Source organism: Corynebacterium sp. CCUG 65737 (assembly GCF_024454115.1).
Classification (GTDB): Bacteria; Actinomycetota; Actinomycetes; order Mycobacteriales; family Mycobacteriaceae; genus Corynebacterium; species Corynebacterium genitalium.
In genome coordinates this window covers 174036-185248 of record NZ_JAGPZB010000004.1, presented here as the reverse complement: position 1 = coordinate 185248, position 11213 = coordinate 174036, and the positions used below count along the sequence as shown (strand labels likewise).

At 61.0% G+C, this 11213-nt stretch carries 10 protein-coding genes and 1 tRNA gene; 5 read left to right on the top strand and 6 right to left on the bottom strand.

The window, feature by feature from the left end:
• Positions 1-150: 150 nt before the first annotated feature.
• A tRNA-Pro gene (locus tag KBX17_RS05170) sits at positions 151-224 on the bottom strand.
• Positions 225-311: 87 nt separating this feature from the next.
• On the opposite strand from KBX17_RS05170, the gene secA2 reads away from it, so the two are divergent.
• From secA2 to KBX17_RS05145, 5 genes are all read left to right on the top strand, one after another.
• Positions 312-2609 (top strand): accessory Sec system translocase SecA2, encoded by a 2298-nt coding sequence (gene secA2 / locus KBX17_RS05165; RefSeq protein ID WP_256018774.1) that lies wholly within the window; start codon positions 312-314, stop codon positions 2607-2609.
• A 108-nt stretch (positions 2610-2717) separates the two neighbouring features.
• Positions 2718-3146 carry an oxoglutarate dehydrogenase inhibitor Odhl gene (gene odhI / locus KBX17_RS05160; RefSeq protein WP_005290211.1) on the top strand — a complete coding sequence of 143 codons (429 nt, stop codon included), beginning with the start codon at positions 2718-2720 and terminating at the stop codon, positions 3144-3146.
• Positions 3147-3158: 12 nt separating this feature from the next.
• The gene (locus KBX17_RS05155; protein WP_256018769.1) at positions 3159-3887 is read left to right on the top strand and encodes a MerR family transcriptional regulator; all 729 of its coding nucleotides are present in this window, start codon (positions 3159-3161) and stop codon (positions 3885-3887) included.
• A 4-nt stretch (positions 3888-3891) separates the two neighbouring features.
• Positions 3892-4488 (top strand): bifunctional nuclease family protein, encoded by a 597-nt coding sequence (locus KBX17_RS05150; protein WP_256018768.1) that lies wholly within the window; start codon positions 3892-3894, stop codon positions 4486-4488.
• A 120-nt stretch (positions 4489-4608) separates the two neighbouring features.
• Positions 4609-5184, top strand: a complete 576-nt coding sequence (locus KBX17_RS05145; RefSeq protein WP_005290205.1) for a MerR family transcriptional regulator — start codon at positions 4609-4611, stop codon at positions 5182-5184.
• 69 nt (positions 5185-5253) lie between these two features.
• On the opposite strand, the gene KBX17_RS05140 is transcribed toward KBX17_RS05145, so the two are convergent.
• The 5 genes from KBX17_RS05140 to KBX17_RS05120 are packed head-to-tail and all read right to left on the bottom strand — an operon-like array spanning position 5254 to position 11208.
• Complete coding sequence (locus KBX17_RS05140; RefSeq protein ID WP_005290204.1) at positions 5254-6651, bottom strand: vWA domain-containing protein; 1398 nt, start codon at positions 6649-6651, stop codon at positions 5254-5256.
• Between the two features lie 33 nt (positions 6652-6684).
• Entirely contained in the window at positions 6685-7545 is an 861-nt protein-coding gene (locus tag KBX17_RS05135; protein ID WP_005290202.1) for a hypothetical protein, read from the bottom strand.
• On the bottom strand, positions 7542-8591 hold the full coding sequence (locus tag KBX17_RS05130) for a hemolysin family protein (RefSeq protein ID WP_256018766.1): 1050 nt from the start codon (positions 8589-8591) through the stop codon (positions 7542-7544). Before KBX17_RS05130 ends, KBX17_RS05135 begins: the two co-directional genes overlap by 4 nt.
• A complete protein-coding gene (locus KBX17_RS05125; protein WP_256018764.1) occupies positions 8588-9970 on the bottom strand; it encodes a hemolysin family protein in 1383 nt (460 codons plus the stop codon). Before KBX17_RS05125 ends, KBX17_RS05130 begins: the two co-directional genes overlap by 4 nt.
• A gap of 11 nt (positions 9971-9981) precedes the next feature.
• Positions 9982-11208: a DEAD/DEAH box helicase gene (locus KBX17_RS05120; RefSeq protein ID WP_256018763.1), complete on the bottom strand. Its 1227-nt coding sequence runs from the start codon at positions 11206-11208 to the stop codon at positions 9982-9984.
• Positions 11209-11213: the final 5 nt, after the last annotated feature.

The window sequence follows — 11213 nt, the reverse complement described above, 5'->3', positions numbered from 1 at the left end:
AGCATATACTTTCCTGAAACCTACAGGTCACCCCATGAAAATCGGCGATTCCGGACACACATTTTGACCCTTAACCCGAGAAGTTCCAGAAGAAGGAGGACGGCTGCATCAAGGTCGTCCTCAAGCCGTAAGAACCCGTGAAAAGAATTGTCGGGCTGACAGGATTTGAACCTGCGACCCCTACACCCCCAGTGTAGTGCGCTGCCAAACTGCGCCACAGCCCGTTGCTCCCAAAGCATTCTTGGGGAACTTCGATAGATTACAACACGGTCAGTTTAATCAGTAATCAGCAGGTCACGTAGAGTCGCACTATGGGTAAGTTTGACTGGTTCTGGAAAGCGATGGGCTCTACGTCTGAGCGCAACGACAAGAAGTCGAAAGGCATTGTCGCTACCGCGCACGAGCTCATGCCTGCGTACGAGGGGCGCAGTGATGCGGAGCTCGCCAAGGAGATCCGGGCAACCGTTGTGGACGGGCAGATTCAGAAGAAGCCAGAGTTTCTCGCCATTCTTTCTGTGGCCTCAACCCGCACGTTGGGGATGACGCCGTTCAACGTGCAGAATCAAGCGGTACTGCGTCTGCTCGAAGGCGACGTGATTCAGATGGCCACCGGTGAAGGCAAGACGCTCGTGGGTGCGATGGCTGCCACGGGCTTCGCACTCACTGGCAAGCGTGTGCACGTCATCACCGTGAACAACTACCTCGCGCAGCGTGACGCGGAGTGGATGCGCCCGCTCGTCGAATTCTTCGGGCTCACGGTGGGCTTTGTCACCGAATCGAGCGAGCGCGAAGACCGGGTTGAATCGTACAGGGCGGACGTAGTCTACGCGCCAGTTGCGGAAATCGGATTTGACCACCTGCGCGACAACCAAATCACGAGTCGTGGCCAGACTGTTCAGGCGCGAGCTGACGTTGCGCTTGTCGACGAAGCAGACAGCGTGCTTGTCGACGAAGCCTTAGTCCCGCTCGTCCTCGCCGGTTCCAAGCCAGGGGAGCAGGCTACCGGGCAGATCACGGAGGCTGTTTCCCATTTGAGGGAGGGGATCGACTACACGATCGATGCGGATCGCCGCAATGTGTTCCTGACCGACGACGGCGCCGCCAAGGTGGAGAAGTCTCTCGGTATTGACTCGCTGTATTCGGATGGGAACATCGGCACGATTCTCGTCCGCGTCAACCTCGCATTGCACGCGAAGGCGCTGCTCATCCGCGATGTCCACTACATCGTTCAGGACGGCAAGATCGACCTAGTGGATGCCTCCCGTGGTCGCGTCGCTGAGCTCCAACGCTGGCCCGACGGTTTGCAGGCGGCTGTCGAAGCGAAGGAAGGACTCGATGTCAGTGAGGGCGGCCGCATCCTCGACTCCATCACGCTCCAGGCACTGATGCGCCGTTACCCGCTCGTGTGCGGGATGACGGGTACTGCGGTGGAGGCGACGGATCAACTGCGCCAGTTCTACGATCTGCGCGTCTCGGTCATCGAGCGGGCTAAGCCCCTGCAACGTTTCGACGAGCAGGATCGCGTCTACGTCACCATGGATGAGAAGTTCAAAGCCATCGTCGCCGAGATTGCCCACCTTCATGGGACGGGGCAGCCAGTGCTCGTCGGCACGCACGACGTGGCTGAGTCTGAGGCTCTTGCTGACGCTTTGATGCAGCGCGGCATCGAGGTCAACGTGCTCAACGCCAAGAACGATGCGGAGGAGGCGCGCATCGTGGCAGAAGCGGGTGATCTGGGCCGCGTCACGGTGTCGACGCAGATGGCCGGACGAGGTACCGACATTCGCCTGGGCGGCGCTGACGAGGCCGACCACGACGCCGTTGCGGAACTCGGTGGACTAGCGGTGATCGGTACGGCCCGCCACCGCACAGCGCGCCTGGACAATCAGCTCCGTGGCCGCGCGGGACGCCAGGGCGATCCTGGCTTGAGTTTGTTCTTCGTGTCCCTCGAAGATGACATCGTGGCCGCGGGTGGAGCGGACGAGAAGATCTCTGCGCAGCCCGATGCCGATGGCCGGGTGGACGCAAAACGCATCCACGACTTCGTGGCTCACTGCCAGCGTGTCACTGAAGGCCAACTGCTGGAAATCCACGCGCAGACGTGGAAGTACAACCAGCTCCTTGCAGATCACCGGGCTATTATCGACGAGCGCCGCGGCATCCTCTTGGACACCGACCGTGCATGGGTCGAACTGTCGCAGCGTGCGCCGGAGAAGGCTGCGGAGGTCGAGGCTGCGGGCGTCGATAAGCATGTGCGTGAACAAGCCGCGCGCGAGATCATGCTTTTCCACCTCGACGACGAATGGTCCGAGCATCTGGCCCATATGGACGACGTCCGCGAGTCCATCCACCTGCGGGCCATCGCGCGCGAAACCCCGCTGACCGAGTATCACCGAATTGCCGTGCGGGAGTTCAAGGAGCTGGCACAACGCGCTGTCGATCGTGCCGTTGACACCTTTGAGCAGGTGCTTATCGACGACCGCGGCGCCCACCTCGCTAACGCCGGCTGGAAGCGCCCGAGCGCAACGTGGACCTACATGGTGTCCGACAACCCGCTCGCCGGGGGAGGAAATTCGGTCATCTCTGGGATAGCCAGCATGTTCCGGTAGGTTAGAGCGCGAACCGCCCACGATCGCAGCGCGGTCGACGAAGTTGTCGGTATGATGGGCGTGAAGTTGAATAACGATTGACATCCGTCGAAAGCGTCAGGAGAAGACATGAGCGAGAACACCGGTACGCCGGAGGCACAGGTAGAAACCACTTCGGTATTCCGTGCCGATCTTCTGAAGGAGATGGAGACGGGAGCTACCGCCTCTGACAACGTCGGTGGCGTGGAGGGCCTGCCGGAAGGCGCAGCCCTCCTCGTTGTGAAGCGTGGCCCGAACGCAGGTGCCCGCTTCCTGCTGGACCGTGACACCACCACCGCAGGCCGCCACCCCGAGGCAGACATCTTCCTCGATGACGTGACTGTGTCCCGCCGTCACGCTGAGTTCCGCCGCAATTCCGGCGAGTTCGAGGTCGTCGACGTCGGATCCCTCAACGGCACCTACGTTAACCGCGAGCCGCGCAACTCCCAGGCGCTGTCTACCGGCGACGAAATTCAGATCGGCAAGTTCCGCCTCGTTTTCATCTCTGAATCTGAGTAATCCTTCTGCACAGTGACCGCGATCCGGAAAACCCAACAACAGGCACCCCAACAGGCAAAGAAGACGGGGAACAAGACCATGTCCATCGGCGTGGTCATCCAACGCCTGCGCGAAGAATTTCCGGATGTCACTGTGTCGAAGATCCGGTTCCTCGAATCGGAGGGGCTGATCAGCCCGGAGCGCACAGAGTCGGGGTACCGGCGCTTCACTGAGGCTGATATTGATCGCCTGCGCTACATCTTGGTGACGCAGCGGGATAACTACCTGCCGCTCAAAGTCATTCGTGAGCAGCTTGAAGCCATGGATTCCGGAGACGTCGTCGTGGTCTCTGAGCAGGTCATTTCCTCGGAGAGCATCGGCGCGGCGAAGGCGACGCGCCTGACAGACAAAGACGTGGCCGTGCAGGCTCAGTGCGAGCAGCCCTTCGTAACGAAGTGCATCAATGCTGGATTGATTGTCCCGGACTCGAGTGGGTTGTTCTCCGCCGATGACGTACGGATCGTCAGCACGGCGGCTTCGTTGGCTGAATTCGGTCTTGATGGACGCCACCTGAAAGCCCTTCGTAACGCTGCAGGCAGGCAAGCGGACATGGTGGCAAAGGTCGTTGACCCTGTTGCGAAGTCGGGTAAAGCCTCCGCAAAGCAGGAAGCTGACGAGCTCGGGCAGCAGGTGGCCTCGCTTGTGGTGTCTTTGAACTCTGCCTTGGTGAAGAACGAGCTGCGCCGCGGGCTAGGGGCGTAGGCCTATGACCTCTGTTCCCGTCACATTTTGTGGGGTCTTTCCCATCGGGCCGGAAAGCTTCCTGTGTGCACTGTTCCTATGGGAGGAGCGTCGCCGTTTCGTCCCGGTGTGGTTGCCGCCCGTCGGTGGGGCGCAGCTCATTGGACGCATCGGTGACTGGGAGCCCACGCGCCCCGACACGCATGATCTGCTGCTCGATCTCATCGAGCAGTCCACTGCCGGCATTGCTGCTATTGAGCTGACTAACTATCACAATGGCGTGTTCATGGCGCAGATCACGATGGAGGACGGTGCCGAGTTCGATTGCCGCCCGACGGACGCGTTCGTCCTGTCCGTCATGCTGGACATGCCGATTGAGGTTGATGAAACTGTCTTGTCGCAGTCGTCATTGTGGCTGTCAGCGGAGGATGCGCTGGATTACTTCGACATTGAAGTCGATGACGATGCGGTACCAGCCGGATCTGATTCTGCCTCTGGTGATGCCAAGGCAGACGCTGATTTTCAGCAACTGATGCGCGATCTCGGCGTATCAGAGCAGGACCTCGGATTCGAAGGATCCGATGTTAAAGATGTGACTGAAGATGACAGTGAGGAAGAGTAGCTCTAAAGTTAAAGTTGAGCTTGAAGTTACGGCGTGTCGGTGTCCCTGGTCTTGACCGCAGCTTAAGCTTGGCTTTAAATAACTAGTGCGCCCTTCTCTAAACATCATGGGAGTAATTACGTGAGTATCTTCGACAGTCACGATGACATCGACGCCCCTGTCCAGGAAAGCCTGTTTGACCTCGGGCCGTCGGATGAGGTTGGCTACCGCGTGCCCATCGCATGCCAGGTTGCCGGCATCACGTACCGCCAGCTGGACTACTGGGCGCGCACCGATCTGGTGAACCCCTCCATCCGAAACGCCACAGGCTCCGGCTCGCAGCGTCTCTACTCCTTCACTGACATCCTCGTCCTGAAGATCGTCAAGGGCCTGCTGGACACCGGCATCTCCCTGCAGAACATTCGCCTCGCCGTGGACAACCTGCGTGATCGCGGCATCAACGAGATCTCCGAGATCACCCTCGTTTCCGACGGCACCACCGTCTACGAGTGCCGCAGCAACGACGAGATCATCGACCTGCTCGGCGGTGGCCAGGGCGTGTTCGCCATCGCTGTTCCGCAGATCGTCAAGGAGCTCACCGGCACCATCTCGGCGTTCCCCTCCGAGCGGATCGGCGGCGACGCTGTCGCAGAAGAATCCGACAACGTCGTCGCACTCGATGAACTGGCTGCCCGCCGGGAGCGTCGCAGCTCCTAGGGTCAACCGAAGATACGTCAAACCCTGCTGGATAATCTCCAGCAGGGTTTTCCTTTTACGTAGGGAGTTTTAGAGTCCTACTGCCTCGCGGATAGCGGAATCGACTGGGGAAGAGAGGTCAGTGGAGGAGGTTGCTGCGTCGATAAGCACCTGGTCTTTTGGCGCGGCACCAACGTGAACGACAGACAGTTCAACTCCAGCTGCACGAGCGTGTGCGATAGCCGGTGTCACGTCAGCGTCGTCGACAGTGCCTGAGGTAATCAACATCACTCGGATGGGAGTTTCAACAGACTCTGCATACTTCAGCGCGGCTGCGACGGCTTCACGGGTGCGGGGGGCACCGGCATTGATGAAGCCTTGTGCGGCGGCACCGATCTGCGCGCCATCGTTGGTGAACTCCACGTTGCGGCGGAAGCTCTGGGTGACGCCGGGGTTGAGCGGCGAGGAGTAGTTCCACAGCGCAACTTGGCGCCCAGCGTCCGTAAGTGAAGTAGCCACCGCTCCAATGCTTTGGGCCACCGGTTCCGCAAAGTGTGCCATTTGATCCGAGGTGTCCAGCAGGAACAGGGTGTCAATCGGTTCACCGATCTCCGTCTGCGCTGGTTCGTGCTCCTGCGCCGCTGTGGAGATGCGTTCTCCACCGTTGGGGCGGGCAGCGGCCCAGACCGACTCAGCGACGACCGGGAGCTGGGAGTCGTTGCCGTACTGTTCACTCGCGAAGTCTGCGAATGCTTGAGCCGCTCGAGTTTGGTCCTCTGTGACGGCGTCCGTCGTATTCAGCGGGATGGCAGAGTAGACGACAGAGGTATCGGCTAACGGGCTGAATGTGAATCCGTCGGGGACGTTGGATTCATCGCTGGCAACGAAGCGGGTGGAGTTCGCGGTGTCGGATGCCGCGGTGCCCACACGCTGTTCGGTCAGGGCGGCAACGGCGGCGTTATCGTTGTCAGCTACAGCGGAGGCGACAACTGCAGATGCTTCGGGCTGTTCATCGGTGGGGAAGTCCACCTGTTTGATGTCCACTGTGGCCGGGTCGATCTCATTAGGCCCGGCAAGTCCGACGACCGACGAATACACGGAGGCGGGCTCGTTGGTCGTGGCACTGCGTTGTGCATGCGCGATCTCCTGGTGGGAGATCGGTGTGTTAGGCGCAATGTATACAGCGGCCTCGCTCAGGTTGTCCACGTAGACAGGCTGAACACAATAATCGCGGACCACAGGCTGGGAGTTGGCGTAGGCGTTGATCACCTCGCGGGCCACGCCTTCCGACGACGCAGCGACGGGCAGGGCTAACTCACCGGACACGCACTCGGGCGCGGCTTGGTTCCCGCCCGCTTTGCCACGATGCGTTCCCCACACCACCCCCGCAGCCGCAACCGCAAGCATCATGAGGGCGAGCAATACGAGGAACGCAATTGCGCCCTTGGACAGGGCGTAGTTGTTCTTGCCGTTGGAATGCCGAGCCATGGTCTGCCTTTCGCAATAGTTACGATAGACAGCTTATCGGGTAAATGCAGCGTCAAGAAGTTGAAGCAGCTGATTTCGCAAAGGTTCCGCTCGCGCAGAGAACGCGCGCTGCTTTGCTACGTACTCAGCTTTGCCCTCCGGCGTCTCAATCGGGACCACCCCGAAGCCGAGCGTGCGGCAGTCATACGGGGAGGCCTCCATGTCCAGCAGTCGAATATCCATCGCCAGCTCCAGGCAGTCCAGCATGAGGTCACCGGGCACAAGCGGGCCCATCTTGGTCGCCCATTTGTACAGGTCCATGCCCACGTGAAGGCATCCGCACTGGTCATTCGCGGGGCGGGTGGCAGAGTCAAGCACGGTCAGATTGAGCGGTTTCGCGGGTGGAGTGAAAAAGCGGTACGCGTCAAAGTGCGTGCACTTCAGATCGTGCTGCTTGACCACGTCATCTGTGCCCCGTTGCCCCAACCGCAACGGAACGTCGTGACGGGGTCGCCCGGTGTTGTAGACCATGGCCCATTCGTGCAAACCGAAGCAGTCGAACTGCGGGCGGTTGTGATCAATAGCGCGCAACAGAACCCGAATATTTTCCATATCGGACCGCCGGCGGGCGAGGAACGATTCGACGTCGAGGGTGACTGTTCCGTCAGGGCCGCGCTGGTAATCGCGCCATGAAGTGTGAGGGGCATCGGACGCGTCGAGAAGCTTCGTGCCAAGGCCCGGGTGCCAGCGCGTGAGGTGCGTGGGGCGAACAGGGTAGTAGTCGAAGAGGAAATCCCAGATCGGATGCTTCTCACCACGGCTGCGCCGCGCTATGTGCGGATCGACCCACTGTCGGGCACGCTTCTCGTGGGTTTCAGCGAGTTCGCTCCACTCCTCACGCGCGAGCGAGATCATTGCTCATGGGTCCAGTCGGTCACGGTGCCCACGTACTCCTCGATCAGGTCCTCAAGCGCGAGAACACCCACTAGCTCACCGTTGTCGCGGACCTGGGCCATGTGAGCGGAGCGACGGTGCATTGCGGTCAACGCGTCGTCGAGGCTGCCGGAGCCGTCGACAATGCTCAAGCGACGGACGCGGTTGTACGGGATGACCGGGCTCTCCATCTCCGAGTCGAGGAGGTCGAGGACGTCCTTGACGTGGATGTACCCGAGCAGTGCGCCATCGGTGCCCTCCACCGGGAAACGCGAGTATCCGGTCTCACGGACAGCGTTTTCAAGGACGCGCAGAGGAATCCCTTGCCGGGAGTAGGGGATGGTCACCAGCTTGTCGATGGGGATCATCACCTCCTGCAGGCTGCGCGACTCGGACGACAGGGCAGAGGCAAGGCGGGCGGTCTCCTCTTCGTCCAGAAGCCCTTCCTGCCGGGACTCCCAGATCATGTTGGCCAGCTGCTCCTGGTCCACTGTGGCGTCGAGTTCGTCGCGCTGCTCAATGCCGAAGAGGTAGAGCGTCCAGCGGGCGATCTCGTTCAACGCGAAGATCAAGGGCCGGGTCAGCTTCACCCAGACATTCATCACCGGTGTCAGCCACACAGCGAGCGTTTCAGGCCCGGCGATCGCGATGTTCTTCGGGATCATCTCGCCGAAGATGATGTGGAGGATCGTGATGATGAGCAGGGCGATGACGAACGAGATCGGGTGCAGGAGGTTCTCCGGCACTCCGATGCTGGTGAAAGGATCCTCCAAAAAATGCGCGATGGCAGGTTCGGCGACCTTACCCAGAATGAGCGAGGCGAAAGTGATGCCGAACTGAGCGCCGGCCAAGTACAGCGACAGATGCTCCGTGGCTTCCAAAGCGCGCCGTGCGCTGGTCTTGCCCTGCGCGATCATGGATTCGAGGCGATCGCGTCTCGACGAGACGAGCGCGAACTCCGTGGCCACGAAGAAGGCATTGGCAGCTAGCAGGGCGATGATGAGGATGGTGGCAGTCCAGATGCTCATGACTGGTACCTCCCGATATCATCGGAGGAGATTGGCGTCAGAATGGCTTTGTCCAGTCGACGGCCCTCCATGATGGACACACGAGCCAGCCAACGGCCAGCGTTCGCTTCCTCGAGCTCCTCCGAAAGATCTTGGGCAGGGTGGGGGAGAACCACAGTATCGCCGACAGAGGGGACTTGGCCGAGCGAGGCCATGATCAACCCTCCAAGAGTTTCATACGGCCCGTCAGGGGCGGTGTAACTGATCCGCTCCGACAGTTCGTCGAGGCGTACAAGGCCGGAGACTTCCCACGACTTTCCGAAGCGCTGGCAGTCGCGCTCGGACTCGCGGTCGTCGTACTCGTCGTAGACTTCGCCGAGGATTTCTTCGACGACGTCTTCAATGGTGACCAAGCCCTGGGTGCCGCCGTACTCGTCCGCAACGAGCACAACCTGTGAACCGGCGGAACGCACTTGATCGAGAACAGCATCTCCGTCGAGTGTGCCGGGGACGTAGCTGACCGGCTTGGCTAGATCGCCTAGCCGCGTCGTGGCGCGTTGGTCCCGGGCGACCGAGAACGCGTCTTTGATGTGAACCAGTCCCACGGTGTCATCCAGGTCACCGTTGCGGACAGGGAAGCGGGAGTGGCCGGATTCCATCGCCAATGCGATCAAATCGTTCACCGTGTCCGAGACATCGAGGGACTTCACCGTCGACCGCGGCGTCATGACCTCTTCCGCGGTGGTCTCGCCGAACTGAAGGGAGCGATCAATCATGCGGGCAGTCTGCTCATCCAGTCCACCCGCTTCTGCGGAGCTGCGGACCATAGCGCCCAACTCAGGACCTGAGCGGGCGGAGGCGAGCTCATCTGCCGGCTCAATGCCGAGCTTGCGCACGAACCAGTTTGCCGACGCATTCATCGCCTTAATGAACCACTTGAACACCGTGTTGAAGGCATTGACGGGCGGCACGACGAAACGGGCCGTGGCCAACGGCTCAGTAATCGCGATGTTCTTCGGTACCAGCTCGCCGAACACCATGGACAGTGTCGTTGCCACGACGAGGGCGAGGATGAGGGCGACGGCGCTCGAGGCGGACTCACTGAGCCCAACGAGCTCGAGCGCGGGGCCGAAGAAGCGAGCCAGCACCGGCTCTGCAAGAAAACCAGTCGCAAGAGTAGTCAGCGTGATGCCCAGCTGCGCCCCCGAGAGGACGAAAGAGAGGTTACTGTGGTCGCGTTGAACGGCCAGAGCGGTCTTATCTCCCTTCTCCTGCACATGGTTGTCCACGGTTGAGCGCTCCATGCCGGTGAGCGCGAATTCGATGGCGACAAACAGACCAGTTGAGGCCGTGAGCAGCACAAAACCCAAAAGGGCGAGTAGAGAGATGAGAAGATCCATAGGTGGTGTTGTTAGCGCCGTTTCCCGCGGGAGCGCTTGGTTGTCTGCGGTTGGCCGGGCGGCGGTAGCGGGCGGCCGTGGGGTTCCTGCGCGCCCGTAATCTTAACTAACTCGTCGGACATCGGGGTAACGCGGACCTTTTGTGCGTCCACGCCCGCTTTGCGGAGCAGTTGATCGACTTCTTTGCGCTGCTCGTCCATGACCAAGGTCACCACAGTGCCGGACGTGCCTGCGCGGGCGGTGCGCCCGGCACGGTGCAGGTAGGCTTTGTGCTCGGCCGGGGGATCGATGTGGACGACCAAGGACACGTCGCTAATGTCAATGCCGCGTGCAGCGATATCGGTTGCGACCAAAACAGGAACAGACCCGTCTGTGAATCCTTCGATAGCCCGGGTGCGTGCGCCTTGGCCTTTGTCCCCGTGGAGCGGCTGAGCCTCAATGCCGACGCGACGGAGCTTCTTCACCTGCCGGTCCACGCCATGCTTCGTGCGCATGAACATGATGGTCTTGCCCTCGCGCGCGGCGATGAGCGGCACGATCTCGTTCCTGGACTCCCGGCTGCCCACCAGCAGCTGGAAGTGCTGCATCGTGTCCACGGCAGCCTGGGCAGGGGCCGTCGAGTGCGTCACAGGATCCGTCAGGTACCGCTGCACAAGCTTTTCCACGTCACCGTCCAGCGTCGCCGAAAACAGTAGGCGCTGGCCGTTTTCAGGTGTGGCGTCGACAAGCTTGCGGACCTGGGGGAGAAAGCCCATGTCGGCCATCTGGTCAGCCTCGTCGATCGCTGTGACGGCGACGGAATCGAAGCTGAGCTTGCCCTGGTTGATCAGGTCCTGGGCGCGTCCGGGCGTAGCGACGAGCAGGTCCACTGGCGCTGCAAGTGAACGAATGTGGTTGTTGATGTTCACCCCGCCCACAACCTCGAGCACACGCAGACCAACGGCAGCAGCAGCATCGTCGAGTCGCTGGCGGATCTGCGCTGCGAGCTCACGGGTGGGGGCGAGGACGAGGCCGCGCGGGTGGCCGGGTTTGGACGGGGAACCGGCGAGCAGCGCCAGCATCGGTAACCCGAAGGCAAATGTCTTACCTGAGCCCGTCGGCCCGCGCCCCAGCACATCCCGGCCGTCGAGAACAGCGGGGATCGCCGCTTCCTGGATTGGGAAGGGCTCCTCGATTCCTTGTTTCGTGAGAACGTTGACGATGGAGCGGGGCAGGCCGAGATCAGAGAATGTGGGCATCGGAT

What these genes read in the sequence shown, in the direction of transcription:
- secA2 (WP_256018774.1), top strand. Translation starts at nt 312, where the DNA reads ATGGGTAAGTTTGACTGGTTCTGGAAAGCGATGGGCTCTACGTCTGAG.
- odhI (WP_005290211.1), top strand. Translation starts at nt 2,718, where the DNA reads ATGAGCGAGAACACCGGTACGCCGGAGGCACAGGTAGAAACCACTTCG.
- KBX17_RS05150 (WP_256018768.1), top strand. Translation starts at nt 3,892, where the DNA reads ATGACCTCTGTTCCCGTCACATTTTGTGGGGTCTTTCCCATCGGGCCG.
- KBX17_RS05140 (WP_005290204.1), bottom strand. Translation starts at nt 6,651, where the DNA reads ATGGCTCGGCATTCCAACGGCAAGAACAACTACGCCCTGTCCAAGGGC.
- KBX17_RS05135 (WP_005290202.1), bottom strand. Translation starts at nt 7,545, where the DNA reads ATGATCTCGCTCGCGCGTGAGGAGTGGAGCGAACTCGCTGAAACCCAC.
- KBX17_RS05130 (WP_256018766.1), bottom strand. Translation starts at nt 8,591, where the DNA reads ATGAGCATCTGGACTGCCACCATCCTCATCATCGCCCTGCTAGCTGCC.
- KBX17_RS05125 (WP_256018764.1), bottom strand. Translation starts at nt 9,970, where the DNA reads ATGGATCTTCTCATCTCTCTACTCGCCCTTTTGGGTTTTGTGCTGCTC.
- KBX17_RS05120 (WP_256018763.1), bottom strand. Translation starts at nt 11,208, where the DNA reads ATGCCCACATTCTCTGATCTCGGCCTGCCCCGCTCCATCGTCAACGTT.